The sequence below is a fragment of the Sulfurimonas sp. genome (assembly GCF_029027585.1).
Classification (GTDB): domain Bacteria; phylum Campylobacterota; class Campylobacteria; order Campylobacterales; family Sulfurimonadaceae; genus Sulfurimonas.
The window spans coordinates 1,933,334-1,949,130 of the sequence record NZ_CP093397.1; the positions used below are offsets into that span (position 1 = coordinate 1,933,334).

The 15,797-nt window shown below is 33.3% G+C and carries 16 protein-coding genes; 8 read left to right on the forward strand and 8 right to left on the reverse strand.

Going from position 1 to position 15,797, the window contains the following annotated elements; translation table 11 throughout:
* Window positions 1–3: 3 nt before the first annotated feature.
* The 8 genes from mreC to MOV50_RS10040 all read right to left on the reverse strand — a co-directional run bounded on the left by mreC (window position 4) and on the right by MOV50_RS10040 (window position 7,077).
* Window positions 4–765: a rod shape-determining protein MreC gene (gene mreC / locus MOV50_RS10005; protein ID WP_321777769.1), complete on the reverse strand. Its 762-nt coding sequence runs from the start codon at window positions 763–765 to the stop codon at window positions 4–6.
* The gene (locus MOV50_RS10010; protein ID WP_321777770.1) at window positions 758–1,795 is read right to left on the reverse strand and encodes a rod shape-determining protein; all 1,038 of its coding nucleotides are present in this window, start codon (window positions 1,793–1,795) and stop codon (window positions 758–760) included. The genes mreC and MOV50_RS10010 overlap by 8 nt, the downstream gene beginning before the upstream one ends.
* A gap of 11 nt (window positions 1,796–1,806) precedes the next feature.
* Window positions 1,807–3,051: an ATP-dependent Clp protease ATP-binding subunit ClpX gene (gene clpX, locus MOV50_RS10015; protein WP_321777771.1), complete on the reverse strand. Its 1,245-nt coding sequence runs from the start codon at window positions 3,049–3,051 to the stop codon at window positions 1,807–1,809.
* On the reverse strand, window positions 3,051–3,848 hold the full coding sequence (gene lpxA / locus MOV50_RS10020; RefSeq protein WP_321777772.1) for an acyl-ACP--UDP-N-acetylglucosamine O-acyltransferase: 798 nt from the start codon (window positions 3,846–3,848) through the stop codon (window positions 3,051–3,053). Before lpxA ends, clpX begins: the two co-directional genes overlap by 1 nt.
* Window positions 3,849–3,858: 10 nt before the next feature.
* Window positions 3,859–4,308: a 3-hydroxyacyl-ACP dehydratase FabZ gene (gene fabZ, locus MOV50_RS10025; protein ID WP_321777773.1), complete on the reverse strand. Its 450-nt coding sequence runs from the start codon at window positions 4,306–4,308 to the stop codon at window positions 3,859–3,861.
* A 47-nt stretch (window positions 4,309–4,355) separates the two neighbouring features.
* Window positions 4,356–5,408 carry an epoxyqueuosine reductase QueH gene (locus MOV50_RS10030; RefSeq protein WP_321779660.1) on the reverse strand — a complete coding sequence of 351 codons (1,053 nt, stop codon included), beginning with the start codon at window positions 5,406–5,408 and terminating at the stop codon, window positions 4,356–4,358.
* An 86-nt stretch (window positions 5,409–5,494) separates the two neighbouring features.
* The gene (locus MOV50_RS10035; protein ID WP_321777774.1) at window positions 5,495–6,511 is read right to left on the reverse strand and encodes an META domain-containing protein; all 1,017 of its coding nucleotides are present in this window, start codon (window positions 6,509–6,511) and stop codon (window positions 5,495–5,497) included.
* A 62-nt stretch (window positions 6,512–6,573) separates the two neighbouring features.
* A complete protein-coding gene (locus tag MOV50_RS10040; RefSeq protein ID WP_321777775.1) occupies window positions 6,574–7,077 on the reverse strand; it encodes a peptidylprolyl isomerase in 504 nt (167 codons plus the stop codon).
* Between the two features lie 66 nt (window positions 7,078–7,143).
* Between MOV50_RS10040 and MOV50_RS10045 the strand changes: the two genes are divergently transcribed.
* From MOV50_RS10045 to acs, 8 genes are all read left to right on the forward strand, one after another.
* Window positions 7,144–8,361 carry a HAMP domain-containing sensor histidine kinase gene (locus MOV50_RS10045; protein ID WP_321777776.1) on the forward strand — a complete coding sequence of 406 codons (1,218 nt, stop codon included), beginning with the start codon at window positions 7,144–7,146 and terminating at the stop codon, window positions 8,359–8,361.
* Window positions 8,362–9,018, forward strand: a complete 657-nt coding sequence (locus MOV50_RS10050) for a response regulator transcription factor (protein ID WP_321777777.1) — start codon at window positions 8,362–8,364, stop codon at window positions 9,016–9,018.
* Between the two features lie 170 nt (window positions 9,019–9,188).
* On the forward strand, window positions 9,189–10,595 hold the full coding sequence (locus MOV50_RS10055) for an OprD family outer membrane porin (RefSeq protein WP_321777778.1): 1,407 nt from the start codon (window positions 9,189–9,191) through the stop codon (window positions 10,593–10,595).
* Window positions 10,596–10,739: 144 nt separating this feature from the next.
* A complete protein-coding gene (locus MOV50_RS10060; protein WP_321777779.1) occupies window positions 10,740–11,045 on the forward strand; it encodes a DUF485 domain-containing protein in 306 nt (101 codons plus the stop codon).
* Window positions 11,046–11,048: 3 nt separating this feature from the next.
* Complete coding sequence (locus MOV50_RS10065) at window positions 11,049–12,614, forward strand: cation acetate symporter (RefSeq protein ID WP_321777780.1); 1,566 nt, start codon at window positions 11,049–11,051, stop codon at window positions 12,612–12,614.
* The gene (locus MOV50_RS10070; protein WP_321777781.1) at window positions 12,611–13,276 is read left to right on the forward strand and encodes a CBS domain-containing protein; all 666 of its coding nucleotides are present in this window, start codon (window positions 12,611–12,613) and stop codon (window positions 13,274–13,276) included. Before MOV50_RS10065 ends, MOV50_RS10070 begins: the two co-directional genes overlap by 4 nt.
* Before the next feature lie 2 nt (window positions 13,277–13,278).
* On the forward strand, window positions 13,279–13,827 hold the full coding sequence (locus tag MOV50_RS10075; protein ID WP_321777782.1) for a ribonuclease H-like domain-containing protein: 549 nt from the start codon (window positions 13,279–13,281) through the stop codon (window positions 13,825–13,827).
* Window positions 13,828–15,777, forward strand: coding sequence for an acetate--CoA ligase (gene acs, locus MOV50_RS10080; RefSeq protein WP_321777783.1), 1,950 nt, complete (start codon window positions 13,828–13,830; stop codon window positions 15,775–15,777).
* The last annotated feature ends 20 nt before the right edge of the window (window positions 15,778–15,797 follow it).

Genomic DNA, 15,797 nt, shown 5'->3' on the forward strand with positions numbered 1-15,797 from the left:
ATTTTATTTTACTCTCCTTATCATATAAAAATAATCTGGGTCATTAGCCTTATAATAAGGCTCAATAACTGCATTTTGATAACCTTGAGATGTTTTAACAGATAAAACTCTTCCAACTTTTAAACCCTTAAAAAAGATTTTATCTAGTCCTGATGTTACAACTTCATCGCCTATCTCTATTTTAAACCATGCTGGGATAAACTTTATTATAAGATTTTTAGAGTTGTTACCATGAGCAATTCCAGGAGCTTTTCTTTTTCCTACAAAAACGGCGTAAGAACTTTGAATATCTCTATTTAAAAGTCCTAACGCTTTAGAATTTTTTTCTATTACAATTCCCGCGACTAATTCATTATAGGTAAGTCCATAAATTTTAGATGCGTTGTAGTCTTCTACTTCCATCCAAACTCTGTTTAAATTACCAAATTTTTCATAAGAGATAGTTCTAATTAGTTCAACTTTTGGGTTTATTTTTAGTTTTGAGTTGTTTGCTTTAAAGAGGTCGTTTACCTCTGAAGCCATCTGTTGCATTACAAGATGATTGTTCTCATATTTTTGTAGTTTTTCTTTGAGTAAAGTAATTTCTTTGGCTTGAAAAGTGTGTCTATCGATATTGTTTTGGATAATTTGTGTCGCATCATGATAAACAATTTTAAAAGAGTTTAAAACTGAAATAAATGGACCTTGTATAGTGTTTGTATAAAAAAGTGCACCCACGAAGAGTGCGATAAAAAGTGAAAAAAAGCCAAGTAGCTCTTTATTCATTCTCAAATAACTCTTGTAATAAGTCTATCTCTTCAAGTGCACGACCTGTTCCTCTTGCAACTGCTAAAAGTGGTTCATCAGCAACATAAACAGGTACTTTTACAATATCTGATAAATACTTGTCTAGTTGGCGAATAAGAGCTCCCCCACCAGTTAAAATAATACCATGATTTACAATATCACCAGATAAATCAGGAGGCATTTTTTCTATGACTTCTCTTAGCGCTTCGGCAATTTCTTTTAGAGGGTCTTTCATAGCTTCTTTAGCATCTTCGCTTGTTAGCTCAATGGAACTAAGAAGTCCTTCAACTTGGTCACGACCATTTACTACCATAGTTAAATCTTCATTCAAAGAAACGGCTGTTCCTATGTTGATTTTAATCTCTTCAGCAGTTCGCTCACCAATAAGAAGGTTGTATTTTTTCTTTATATAATCAACGATTGCTTTATCCATTTTATCTCCAGCAACTCGAATAGACTTAGATAAAACAAGACCACCAAGAGAAACAACACCAATCTCCGTAGTACCACCACCAATATCAACAACTAAGTTTCCTTGTGGTTGACGAATGTCAATCCCTGCACCTATTGCTGCTGCCATTGGCTCTTCTATAAGAAAAACTTCTCTAGCTCCAGCACTTAAAGCTGATTCTCTTACAGCTTTTCGCTCTACTTGAGTAAGTCCATAAGGAACACAAATAATAATTCTAGGACTAATTAAAGTACTTCTTCCGTGAGCTTTTTCTATAAACTTTCTAATCATTTTTTCAGTCATATCAAAGTCAGCAATAACTCCATCTCTCATTGGACGAATGGCTCTTATATTTCCCGGAGTTTTACCAACCATTTCTTTAGCTTCTTGCCCAACTGCTAAAACTCTAGTATGACCAAATTTTTCAGTTTTAACTGCAACCACTGAGGGTTCATTAATAATAATTCCACGACCTTTTGAAATTACGATTGTATTGGCCGTTCCTAAGTCAATTGCTAAGTCATTTGAAAAAAGTCCTATTAGTTTGTTAAATATCATTTTACTTTACCTTATGCTATTTTTTGATTTGATTTTTTTATATATACAGGGTCTTGGTTGTTTTCAATTACATCTTTTGTTATTAAAACTTCATAACCTTCATACTCAGGAAGCTCATACATGATGTCTATCATATTTTCTTCTAAAATAGCACGAAGTCCACGCGCCCCAGTTTTTCTTTTTATTGATTTTGCTGCTATTGCTTTTAGTGCCTCATCTTCAAAAGATAGGTCTACCCCATCAATAGAAAATAATTTTTTATACTGTTTAACAAGTGAATTTTTTGGCTCTACTAAGATTCGTACCATATCTTCTTCGCTTATTTCTTGAAGTGAAGCTATGATAGGAAGCCTTCCTATAAGCTCTGGAATAAGACCATAAGAAACTAAGTCATCAGGCTCAACCATATCATAAGTTGGTTTTTGCTCATCTTTAGTTTTTTTCTCATGTCCAAAACCTAAAATATTGTCGCCTTGTTTTCTTTTTAGTATATCTTCAAGTCCATCAAAAGCACCACCACATATAAATAAAATATTTTTAGTGTCAATAGTAGTAAATTCTTGGTTTGGATGTTTTCTTCCACCTTTTGGTGGAATATTTACCTCTGCGCCTTCTATGATTTTTAGTAGTGCTTGTTGAACACCTTCTCCAGATACATCTCTAGTGATTGAACGATTTTCACTCATACGAGCTACTTTATCAACTTCATCTATAAAAACTATACCTTTTTCCGCTCTTTGAACATCTCCGTCTGCCGCTTGGATAAGTTTTGTTAAGATATTTTCAACATCTTCTCCAACATATCCAGCTTCTGTAAGACTAGTAGCATCTGTGATAGCGATAGGAACATTTAAAACTCTAGCAATAGTTTGAGCCATAAGAGTTTTTCCACTTCCAGTAGGTCCTATTAGCAAAACATTTGACTTTGCTATTTCTGTGTCATCATCACTAACTTCATGTGTTTTAAAGATTCTTTTGTAGTGGTTATAAACAGCAACGCTTAAAAGTTTTCTTGCTTTTTCTTGACCTATGATGTAATCGCTTAAAAAATTATTTAACTCTTTAGGAGTCATTAAGTTATCTACTGCTTCAAGTAGCTCAGATTTATTTGTATCGCTACTTTGTTTTTCATCTCCAAACATTATTTTGTATGCTGAAAACACACAGTTTTTACAAATATATACACCGTTTCCTGCAATAAGAGGATTTTCTTCGCTCTCAGTTGCATCACAAAAACTACAATGTCTACTCATCATTATTGATCCTCTTGTATTGGTTTTCTATCAAATGGAATACCTCTCTTTGTTTTTAGTACAAAGTCACATAAGTCATTTACATAGTGATTTTTTGTACTCTCTAAAAGTGCACTTGCTGTATCTTTAAGGGGTTTTCCTGATTCAAAAAGTTCTCTATATGCAGATTTTAACTCATTTATATCTTCACGAGATAAGTTTCTTCTTAGTCCTGTTAGATTAAGCCCTCTAAGAGATGCACGATTTCCTTCAGCCATACAAAAAGGAGGTACATCTTGAGCAAGTGCAGATGCCCCGCCAATCATGGCATAATCACCAATATGAACAAACTGATGAATAGGAGTCATACCACCAATAACTGCATAATCTCCAACTTCAACATGACCAGCTAAAGTTGCAGCATTTGCTAAAATACAGTGGTTTCCAATGATAACATCATGTCCTAGATGCACGAAACCCATAAAAAGATTGTGACTTCCGATGATAGTTTTTCCACCGCCACCTTTAGTTCCTGGGTTAAAAAGGGTAAATTCTCTTATTTTGTTGTAATCGCCAATAATAAGCTCAACATCTTCACCCGCAAATTTTAAATCTTGAGGGATTGAACCAATAACTGCATGAGAAAAAATAGTATTGTTTTTTCCAATAGTTGTTTTTCCGTAGATGCAAGAGCCTTGGGCGATAGTTGTTCCATCACCAATAGTTGCTTGAGATGAGATGAAACAAAAAGCGTCTATTTGAACATTTTTTCCTATGACTGCGCCATCTTCGATTATTGCAAGGGGGGAAATTTGTGACATATCAGTTTTCCTATTTATCAACAATCATAGCTTTTAATTCAGCCTGAGAAACTAAAACATCATCAACGAAAGCTTTTCCATCAAGTACCCAGATGCTACCTTTGTTTTTTATAACGCTTATACGATATTCTAATCTATCTCCTGGCTTTACAGGTTTACGAAATTTTGCTTTGTCTATACTCATAAAATAAACAACTTTAGAAGCTACTTCTTCTTCTGTCATATCACCCATACTTTTAAAAGCTAAAATGCCACCAGCTTGAGCCATACCTTCTAAAATCATAACACCAGGATATATTGGGTGTCCAGGAAAGTGACCTTGAAAAATATTATCACCAATAGTTACATTTTTAAAGCCTACAATTGACTCTTTTGGAACAAGGTCAGTAACACGGTCTAGCAGTAAAAAAGGGTAACGATGAGGTATAATTTTTTGTATTTCTATAACATCCATAGTCATTAGGTATAGCCTTATAAATAATTTTGGTTATTTTAGCTAAAAAATGATTAGATTATGATTAGTTTTTCTTTTACATCTTCGTAAGTTAGAGCTTCTAACTCTATGGTGAGTTTTTTTGTTGGGATTTCTTTAAGTATGATGATTGGACTTAAGTCATAAGCACAAGAGCCTAGATGCTCTTTTATTTTTAGTTCTTCATCAAAAGTAGGGGGATTATATATAAGCTCTGTTATGTTTTTATATTCTTGTTTTGAAGCAATATTGAAAGCATCTAAAGTTATTAAAATTACTTCTTCTTTTACTCTGTTTCCTTGAACTTTTTTTCTTGGTAAAGTTGAATAAGATAGAGCATAAGCAGGGATATTTGTATTTTTATCTTCTGTAACTCTTAGAGAAAATTGTCTATAATTTAGAAACTTTTGTTTAATTATTTTATATTTTTTACCTTCATCTTCAAGTTGCATTCTTTTTTTGTACATCTCTAAGCGTTCTTCAATAGATGCTGGTAATATTTGAGCAGAAATAGGAGAAAACATCTCATCCATTAAACGGTCTTGTTGTTCTCTTTGCATCGTTAAACCATAGATGCATCCGCAATAGTCTTGTCGATAAAGTTGTTCTTCTTTTGTAACTCTACTTTGGTCTTGTGTTCCGCCTTTTGCTCTATAATCAACCGCTATAAACTCAACACCATATTTTTCATAAAAAGCATTGCCACTTTGTTTTAGTTGTTCTTGAGATTTAAGTGGACTTACTAAAAGAGTCGTAGTGATTTTTTTCTCGCCTAATTCAAGGGCCTTTTTTGCACTTACTTCAAAGCGTTTATCAAAGCAGACTTCACATCTTTTTCCCTTTTCAGGCTCATTTTCTAAACCTTTCACAGCTTCTAGCCAAGCCTCAAAGTCATACTCACCTTCAATCACTTCAATACCAAGTTTGTTACATGAGCGTTGTACATCAAGAAGTCTTAGCTGGTATTCTGAATATGGGTGAATATTGGGATCATAAAAAAAGCCTGTTAGCTTTTCATCTGGAAAATCAAGTTGTAGTTTTTCTAAAAAAAAGTGTGAGTCAACACTACAGCAAATATGTACTAAAATAGGTTTCTCCTGTATTTTTTGAAGTTTATCATCTTCTTGCTACACCTTTCCTGAGGTGTAGGAGTAGTTCTAAAAACTAGCTAATTTTAGTAAAGATAGACAGATTCAAAGCGTGCTAGTTTAAGTCCATCTTTGTCAAATATTTCGAGGTATTCACCTTGTATTTTATAAGTGTGCATATTTTTTAAAGCTTTGATAAAGTCTATTTCAGGAGAGTCTTGACAAAACATTCTTGTCATAGCTATGTCCTTGTCACTAAATGAGATTTTATCTCCATCTAGTTTGTAACTTCCTCCTAAGCCATTGCACCCAGCGTTGCCTTTGATTTTACCATCGTTTAAAATCATATGAGCTTCTCTTCTTAAGCTCTTGTTTACGGCTTTGTTATTTACAGTTGTCAATTTCCAGTAAGTATTTTCAAGTTTTGCTTTTGAAGATGAGTTTTTACAGCGTTCTTTAGGGATAATCTTAATGAATTTTTTTACAATAATATTGTCTATTTTATCATTGCTATCTACCTTTTTTCGTGATGAAATCTGTGCATCTAGGTGAACTTTAATTTTTTCTCCAGCAATGCTTATATTTTTTAGATAAGCCCGCTCAAGTGCTATATTTTCATCTTCAAAAACTACTGGAAATTTTATACCAGTTATGCACTCTTGAAAAATCCCACTATCAGCCATATAGCTATACATTCCGCTTAAAAGAACTCTTGGTTCAAGAGTTTTTGCAGTAAGTGATATTTCAAGTTTATGATTTAGTTCAGAGCTTATGGTTTTTTTATCGATAATATAAAAATATTTGGGGGATTCTTTTATGCCACTAAGCACTATTGTATTTTTATCATCAATTAGCCACTTCCCTATGTCATCAGAAGATTTGCTGGGTTTGGAATTTTTAAAGCATACTGTTCTTAAGTAGTAGTTATCTTTTGATATTAAATCAAGTTGATACTTCATCGTGCAGTTAGCGCCACTTACTAATCCAAGAAAGTGTACAGGGTAAGAGCTGAATTCTAGGTTTTGCTTTTGTGGTATTTGTTGTGAGCATGACGAAAAAAATAAGCTTATACTAAGTGTAATTAAATATATATATTTTTTCATATTTTTTCCTAAGAAGAAGAGTGATATGTAACACCCAAGGAGAGGTGTTACGAGAGAAGATATTAGTTACTCTCTAAAACTTCTATGCTATTGATAGCATCTTGATCTTCTACGCTATCTAAAACTGCAAAACTTTCAGCGTCATCTTCATCAATCGCACCAAAAACAGTGTGAACACCATCTAAATGTGGTGTTGGAACAAAAGTTATGAAAAACTGACTTCCACCTGTGTTTGGTCCTGCGTGAGCCATAGATAGTGTTCCTTTTGTGTGCTTAGATGTGTTTTGTGCTGTTTCGCACTCTATCGCCCAGTCTGGTCCACCCATTCCGCTTCCTTGTGGACAACCACCTTGAGCCATAAAACCGGGGATAACACGATGAAAAATAAGGTCATTATAAAAACCTGTGTTTGCTAAATGTGCAAAGTTTGCAACAGTATTTGGAGTTTGCTCTGGAAAAAGTTTTAACCAGATAATACCCTTACTTGTAGTTACTTTTGCCCATTGAAGTTTTGCTAACTCATCAGCACTCAAATCGTATTTTTTTAACTCAGTTGTTCCAAACATTTTATACCTTTAAATTTTAGTGATGCAATTATAGTTAAATTTTATAAATCTTAGTATAATGGTAGCATGAGATTAAGTTCAGTTTATGCAAATGTAACAACAAGACAAGCAAATGTTTTTACTATTACAATTATGTTTTTCTTTAGTACGATTTTTGTTGGTTTGCTAACTGCTGAAATGTATGAAGACTATGAAATCGCACTAGAACAGAGTTATATAGTAGATGGAAACCTATTATCTCAAGAAGATATTTTAGAGCAAAAACATAAAAAATTAAAAACATTAATGATAAAAACTGTTTTAGTTGTTGTAACCCTTTCTTTCATACTTTTTGCACTTTTTTTAGGATTAAATAACCTTTTTAATAAACTCTTAAATAAAGATACCCAAACTTTTTTGGACTTCTTTGAACAAGCTGCCCATAATGACCAAGTAATAAACCCAGATGCTATATTTTTTAAAGATTTTAAAGTCATGGTTGGTTATGCAAACAAAATGGTTGAGAAGATTAACGCACAAAAGTATGCACTTCAAGATATGAATACGAGTTTAGAAGATAGAGTTCAAACAAAAACTGCTGATTTGTTACGCATAAATAAAAACCTAGAAGAAGAGAAGAAGTTTTCTCAAGATTTGGTAAAATCACATAAAGAGTTTTTAAGATATACTGTTCATGAAACAAACACGCCACTAAGCGTGATTTTAACTTCCATAGAACTTTATGTGATGAAGCATCCAAAAGATAGACAACTATCAAAGATAGAAGCAGCAGTTAAAAATATTTTTAATATTTATGATGATTTGAGTTACTTAGTTAAAAAAGATCAAATAGAATACCCAAAAATTGTTATCAATTTTCATGATTATATTAGCTCACGCATTGATTTTTTTAGTGAAGTTGCTGGGCATTCAAGAGTTGAGTTTAATTATATTACAGATGCGCCAGATGCACACATCTATTTTAATGGTACAAAACTTCAACGCATAGTTGACAACACAATCACAAATGCTATAAAATACACACTTCCAAATGAAATAGTTTATGTAAGGCTAGTTCAAGTTGGAGCATACCTTGATTTTTCTATGAGTTCAAAATCAAAAATCATCAAAGATACTTCAAGGGTGTTTGATGAGTACTATCAAGAAGAAAAAACAAATAGTGGTTTTGGTATAGGACTTAGACTTATTAGAACTATTTGCGATGAAGAAAAGGTGGAAATATCTTTGTCTTCAAGTGATGCTAGCACTATATTTAAGTACAGATTTAAAATGATGGGAGAGTAATTGAAAATACTACTTTTAGAAGATGAGATAATGTTAAATGAATCCATCTGTGAATACCTAGATGCTGTTGGACACCAGATGCATAGTTTTTTAGATGGGCTAGATGCTTTAGAGTCCATAAAAGAAAACTCATATGATTTACTTATACTAGATATCAATGTTCCTGGCATTGATGGGCTTAGTTTTTTAGAACAACTTCATAAACTTAAAATCCATGTTCCTTCTATATATATAAGTGCTTTAGTAGATATAGAAGATATTTCAAGAGCTTACAATCTTGGCTGCTATGATTACTTAAAAAAACCATTTCATTTAAAAGAGTTAACTCTTCGCATCGATAGAGTAAAAGTAGATAAAGAAACTCCTAGGGTGCATCTTAGACTCTCAGCAAATTATAGTTATGACCAAGAGCATAGTTTACTTCTTTTTAACAACGAACCTCAAGTCCTAACCAAAAAACAATCACAAATCATAGACCTTCTTGCAAGAAACAGAGGCATGGTAGTTGATTTTGAACAGTTTCGCATCTATGTTTGGGATGAAAACATCATAGACAACGCTACCATAAGAGCAGAAATAAACAGACTCAAAAAGTTTTTACAAGAAGATGTACTGGTCAATGTCCGTGGTATGGGGTATATGATAGATAAGCCTTAGTTTAAAAAAGATTTGAGTTCATGATAGCTTAAATTATGTTACCAAAATGTTACTTTTCTTCCCAAACAACCGAAAAATAGATACTTTTGCCTAAAATAGCAATTTTGCTATGTTAATGCTATGTTTGTCTTTTAGTATTTGAGAGTAAATTCATTTCAAAAGGGAAATATATGAAGAAAAATATCGTATTAAGTGCAGTAGTTGTTGCACTATTAGGTTCAGTTAGCGCTATATCAGCAGATGATGCTTTAAGCACAATGTTTAAAGATGGAAAAGCAAGTGGTCAAATCAGAGAGTTTAGTATCGCTAGATATACTAAATGGAACGAAGGTACTGGTTCATTAGTAGATGCAGATAATATCTCACATGCTCTTGGTGGTAAGTTGAAGTTTGAAACTGCTGACTATAAAGGTTTAAGTTTTGGTACTGCACTTTATACAACTAACCGTATAGGTGGAGAATCTGATACGAGTACTGACAAAACTAAAGGACCAAATAACACAGTATTAAATGCTGATGCTGATGGTTATTCTATCTTAGGTGAAGCATATTTAAAATATACTTATGGTAAAACAACATTTACTGCTGGTCGTCAAAAAATCAATAACCCATTAATGGGTGCTGATGATGTTAGAATGATTCCAAATCTATATACTTCTTATAACTTAACTAACACAAGTTTAGATGGAGTTAAATTTAATTTAAATCATACTACTGAAATGGCAAATGGTACTTTCTCTAATGCTTATGGTGCTGGTGGTTCTATCATTGGTGCAACTGCTGGTTATACTGCTGTATCAAGTTTCCGTCCTGGAGATTTCCATAACTTTGGTGATTATGCTGTTGGTGAAGAAACTGCAGGTATTACTACTTTAGGTGTTACTTATACAGGTGTTAAAGGTCTTAAGATTCAACTTTGGGACTATATCTCTCATGATATCTCAAACACTATTTATGGTGATGTTTCTTATAAAATGAAAACTGGTTCAATTTCTCCATTTGTAGCAGCTCAGTTTATCAAACAAAGTGATGCTGGTAAGAAGTTACTTAAAAATGCTGCATTTAGTACTAATGGTAAACTACAAGGTATGTATTATGGTCTTAAAGCTGGACTTTCTGTTTCTGGTTTTACAACTTACTTAGCATACTCTTCTACAAGTGCTAACAGTGATTCAGATTTAGTAAATGAAGGTTCTGCAACTAATGCAATCGTTCTAATGTCAGGTGGTTACCCTATATATACTCAAGGTATGGTTACTCGTCACATGACATTTGCTGGTTCAAAAGCAATGAAATTTGTTCTTGCATATAGTTTCAAAAAAATGGGTCCAGATTTAAAAGTTGTTGGTTATTATATTAAAACTGATTTAGATAAAAACAATGGTTACTATAATAATACAGTAAAAGTTATTGATAGCACAACTGAAAAAGGTTTTGATATTATCTATAACACAAGTTTTGCTAAAAACTTACAACTTCGTCTTCGTGGAAACTATGTAACTGATTGGAGTGACAAAACTACGGGTGAAACTCGTGATTGGTCTGAGTACAGATTCATAGCTAACTACACTTTCTAGAAAACTCTAGAATTTTATATCTCTTAAAGAATAGCTTCATATCTATTCTTTAAAGAGTTGAATATCCTGTTTTATTCTTTGAGTGCTTTTAATTAAGCACTCAGATGATAAAATATAAACTTATCATTGATGCGAGGAAATACTGTGAATCAAAAACTAGTTGACAAGATAAAGAATAATGTTCATTATCAAGAACTAGTATCTAAAAGAACTAGCTTTTCTATAAAACTCTCCGTTTCTATGCTTTTAGTTTATTTTGCTTTTATTACTATTATCGCATTTTTTCCATCATTTTTAGCAACACCCATTTCTAGCGACTCTGTTACAACTATTGGTATTCCTGTTGGTATCTTTGTCATCGTTTTTGCTTTTGTCTTAACTGGCATCTATACTTTAAGAGCAAACTCTGAGTTTGATGATTTAACAAATAAAATCAAGCAAGCCTTATAAAATATGCATAGTTTAAATCTCTCAGCGATAGTTATGTTTTTGCTTTTTGTAGCAGGAACTTTAGGCATAACTTATTGGGCTTCAAACAAAACTAAAAGTACAAAAGATTTTTACACTGCAGGTGGAAAGATTACAGGTTTTCAAAATGGAATGGCAATAGCAGGAGATTATATGTCTGCTGCTTCATTTCTTGGGATATCTGGGCTTGTTTATCTTAAAGGTTATGATGGACTTATCTACTCCATAGGTTTTTTAGTTGGCTGGCCTATCATACTTTTTATGATAGCAGAACCACTTAGAAACTTAGGAAAATATACCTTTGGGGATGTAGCTTCATACAGACTCTCTCAAACTTCTGTACGAACACTTGTAACAGTTGGCTCCATAGCTACTGTGATACTCTACTTAATAGCACAAATGGTAGGAGCAGGAAAACTCATAGAGCTCCTTTTTGGTTTAGAGTATGAAGTAGCAGTTATCTTAGTTGGTGTTTTGATGGTGCTTTATGTAACTTTTGGTGGTATGCTCGCCACTACTTGGGTTCAAATCATAAAAGCTTTTTTACTTCTTTCAGGTGCTACTTTTATGGCTGTAGCTGTTATGGCACATCATGATTTCAACTTTGGTTCTTTGTTTGCTCACGCTGTTGAGTTAAAAGGAGAGGCTATCATGAGCCCTGGAGGACTTGTGTCTGACCCTATATCTGCTATATCTTTAGCCGTTGCTTTGATGTTTGGGACTGCTGGTTTACCACATATCCTTATGAGATTTTTTACAGTTAAAGATGCTAAAGAAGCTAGAAAGTCTGTTTTTTACGCAACAGGTTTCATAGGTTACTTTTATGTGCTAACTTTTATTATTGGATTTGGTGCGATTGTTATGGTTTATCAAAATCCAAATTATCTAGATGCTGTTAGTCAAGCTGTAAACTCAGGCTTTCCTATACTAGGTGGAAACAATATGGCGGCAATCCACTTAAGTCACGCTGTTGGTGGGGACTTTTTCTTAGGTTTTATCTCTGCGGTTGCTTTTGCTACTATCTTAGCAGTTGTGTCAGGTTTAACGCTAGCAGGTGCATCCGCAATTAGCCATGACCTTTATGCATCTGTATTCAAATATGGAAAGGCAAATGACATGACAGAGATAAGAGTTTCAAAATATGCTACTGTTGCTATTGGTGGTGTTGCGATTGTGATGGGTATTATGTTTAAAAATCAAAATATTGCCTTTGTGGTTGGTCTTGCCTTTGCTATAGCAGCATCTGCAAATTTCCCTATACTTTTCCTTTCAATATACTGGAGAAAACTTACAACAAGAGGAGCTGTTTTGGGTGGTTCTATTGGTTTAGCTACGGCGGTTTTACTTGTTATACTAGGTCCTATTGTTTGGGTTGATATTTTTGGGAATGCACAAGCTATATTTCCATATAAGTATCCAGCACTTTTTTCTGTAAGTGCTGCCTTTCTCTCTATCTGGTTCTTTTCTATTAGTGATACTTCAGATGAAGCACAAGATGAAAGAATGGCTTTTGAAGCACAGTTTATCAGAAGTCAAACAGGAATATTATGAGCATACTTGATCAAAGAAAACTAGTTGAATCTATCCGTCCTTTTGACACACTTAACTCAAATGAGTTAGATAATTTGATGACAAAGATAGATATAGCGTATTATCCAATTGGAACGCTACTTATGTCTAAAAAACTTCCTTCTATAGCTTTTTATATCATTATAAAAGGTTGTGTCACTGAGTATATTGACGATGAAGTTCACAATGTTTACTCACCAGGAGATAGTTTTGATGCAGATGCTCTCATATACTCAAAATGTGAAGGTAAGTTTGTGGTAGATAATGACCTTATCTGTTATGAGATACAAAAATATGACTTTTTAGAGCTTATGCAGTGTAAAAAAGTGCAAAGTTATTTTTTACAAGATTTAGTAACAAGACATAATAATTCAAAAGATGATTATTTAAGCTTAAAAGTGTCTGATATAGTTTCGTATAAAGTTTGTATGACTGAAAAAGATAGAACAATATATGAAGCATTAGTTAAACAAAAAGAGATAGTAAGTATAGATGCCGATGATTTTTTATTTAATGCGCTTCTTATAATGGTAAATAATGCAACAAATAGAGTTGTAGTAACAAAAGATGGAAAGATTGTGGATATCTTAGAACAGTTAGATTTACTTAGTTACTTTTCAAATAACTCACATGTGGGAGCATAATATTGTCTTTTTTTTCCGAGTTTAAAACCAAATCAAATCATGCGGGTCTTAAAGAAAGAGAGTACAATTTTTTGTTTGAAAAAGACAAAAGTGAAGAATTTATTGTTTTTGATACTCAAACCACAGGTTATAATATAAGAAAAGATGATATTTTATCAATAGGAGCAGTAAAAATAAAAGGTAACCGTGTAATAACTTCACATACTTTTGAAGCAGTAATAAATGAAGAAAAAACAATAGATGAAGCGGTAAAAGATTTTTTATATTTCATAGGTTCACGCCCTTTAATAGGCTTCTATCTGGAGTTTGATGTAGCTATGATTAACAAGTATATAAAGAAGAAAATTGGTATAGTTTTACCAAATAAAATGATTGAAGTGTCAGAAATTTATTATAATAAGACAATAAAATCTATTCCACAAGGTAATATTGATTTACGATTCGATACAATACTAGGCAGATGTGGTATTCCATATATGGGTGCTCATAATGCTGTTAACGATGCAATAATGATGGCAATGATATATTTAAAATTAACAAAGGAAAGATAGATGTCAGAAAAACAAGTTTTTAAACCAAACAAAGAGTTTGCAAAAAATGCACTCATTAAAAATATGTGTGAATACCAAGATTTACAGGATTGGGCTACTGAAGATTATGAAGGCTTTTGGGGAAGCTATGGTAAAGAAAAACTGGATTGGATGGAACCATTTACAAAAGTAATGGACGATTCAAACTTTCCGTTTGTTAATTGGTTTGAGGGTGGTAAACTAAATGTTTCTTCTCAGTGTATTGACCGTCATTTAGATACTAAAAAGAACAAAGCAGCTATTATTTTTGAAGGTGACCGTGGAGATAAGCAAATAGTTACTTATCTTGAACTTTACTATAATGTAAATAAATTTGCTAATTTACTAAAAAATAAGTTTGATGTTAAAAAAGGTGATAGAGTTATCATCTATATGCCAATGATTCCAGAAGCTGCTTATGCTATGCTTGCTTGTGCTAGACTTGGTGCTATTCACTCTGTAATTTTTGGTGGTTTCTCTGCTGAAGCTATAAAAGATAGAGTTAAAGATGCAGATGCTAAAATTATTATCACAGCGGATGGAGCATTTCGTAAAGATAAGCCTTATATGCTTAAGCCAGTTGTTGATAAGGCACTAGAAGGTGCAACACCTGTTAAAAAAGTTCTAGTTGTTCAAAGAAACTTTGAAGATGTAGAGTGGGTAGCGGGAAGAGATTACTCTTATAACGAACTTATTGATTTAGAAAGTTCTCACTGTGACCCTGAACCTATGGATAGTGAAGATCCACTCTTCTTACTTTATACATCAGGTTCGACAGGAAAACCAAAAGGTGTTCAACATAATTCAGCTGGTTATATACTTTGGGCTCAAATGACTATGGAATGGGTTTTCGATGTTAAAGAAAACGATACTTACTGGTGTACTGCTGATGTTGGTTGGATTACAGGTCATACATACATAGTTTATGGACCACTTGCAATGGGTGCGACAACAGTAATGTTTGAAGGTGTCCCAACTTATCCAGATGCTGGTCGTCCTTGGAAAATGGTTGAAGAGTATAGAATTAACCAATTTTACACTGCACCTACTGCTATTCGTGTACTTCATAAAATGGGTGAAGATGAGCCAGGAAAATATGACTTATCATCTCTAAAAGTTTTAGGAACAGTTGGTGAGCCTATTGACCCTCCAGCATGGAAATGGTACTATGAAGCAGTTGGAAATAATAACTGTGCCATCGTTGATACTTACTGGCAAACTGAAACAGGTGGACATGTTATATCTCCACTTCCAGGTGCAACTCCTATTAAACCAGGTTGTGCTACATTCCCACTTCCAGGAATCATGGCAGAAATCTTAGATGATGAAGGCAATAAAGCTCCAGTTGGAGAAAAAGGTCTTATGTGTATAACTCGTCCATGGCCAGCGATGATTCGTGGTGTTTGGGGAGATAAAGAAAGATTTATAAAAGCATACTTTGGTGATGTTAAAAAAGATGGTAAACCAGTTTACTTTACAGGTGATGGTGCTGTTTATGATGATGATGGATATATCACTATAACAGGTCGTACGGATGATGTTATCAATGTTTCTGGACACAGAATGGGAACTGCTGAAGTTGAAGCGGCTATCAAAAAACATGATAATGTAGCAGAAGTTGCAGTAGTTGGTAAACCACATCCACTTAAAGGTGAAGGTATTTTTGCTTATATTCTTTTAAAAGAAGATGACGGTGTAGCTGATGAGCTTGAAGAAATGAAAGCTATCAATGCAATCATTAAAATAGAGATAGGTAATATTGCTCTTTGTGATGATATGGTTTTTGTTCCAGGACTTCCTAAAACTCGTTCAGGTAAAATTATGAGAAGAATCCTTCGTTCAATCGCAAAAGGTGAAGAAATTACTCAAGATATCTCAACACTTGAAGATCCAGGTGTAGTTGATACAATAAATAAGATGGTTAACTCCTAGTACAAAAATGTTATAATTCC

Excerpts from the sequence above, each read along its gene's own strand:
- mreC (WP_321777769.1), bottom strand. The coding sequence starts at position 765 with ATGAATAAAGAGCTACTTGGCTTTTTTTCACTTTTTATCGCACTCTTC.
- MOV50_RS10010 (WP_321777770.1), bottom strand. The coding sequence starts at position 1,795 with ATGATATTTAACAAACTAATAGGACTTTTTTCAAATGACTTAGCAATT.
- clpX (WP_321777771.1), bottom strand. The coding sequence starts at position 3,051 with ATGATGAGTAGACATTGTAGTTTTTGTGATGCAACTGAGAGCGAAGAA.
- lpxA (WP_321777772.1), bottom strand. The coding sequence starts at position 3,848 with ATGTCACAAATTTCCCCCCTTGCAATAATCGAAGATGGCGCAGTCATA.
- fabZ (WP_321777773.1), bottom strand. The coding sequence starts at position 4,308 with ATGACTATGGATGTTATAGAAATACAAAAAATTATACCTCATCGTTAC.
- MOV50_RS10035 (WP_321777774.1), bottom strand. The coding sequence starts at position 6,511 with ATGAAAAAATATATATATTTAATTACACTTAGTATAAGCTTATTTTTT.
- MOV50_RS10040 (WP_321777775.1), bottom strand. The coding sequence starts at position 7,077 with ATGTTTGGAACAACTGAGTTAAAAAAATACGATTTGAGTGCTGATGAG.
- MOV50_RS10045 (WP_321777776.1), top strand. The coding sequence starts at position 7,144 with ATGAGATTAAGTTCAGTTTATGCAAATGTAACAACAAGACAAGCAAAT.
- MOV50_RS10055 (WP_321777778.1), top strand. The coding sequence starts at position 9,189 with ATGAAGAAAAATATCGTATTAAGTGCAGTAGTTGTTGCACTATTAGGT.
- MOV50_RS10065 (WP_321777780.1), top strand. The coding sequence starts at position 11,049 with ATGCATAGTTTAAATCTCTCAGCGATAGTTATGTTTTTGCTTTTTGTA.
- MOV50_RS10070 (WP_321777781.1), top strand. The coding sequence starts at position 12,611 with ATGAGCATACTTGATCAAAGAAAACTAGTTGAATCTATCCGTCCTTTT.
- acs (WP_321777783.1), top strand. The coding sequence starts at position 13,828 with ATGTCAGAAAAACAAGTTTTTAAACCAAACAAAGAGTTTGCAAAAAAT.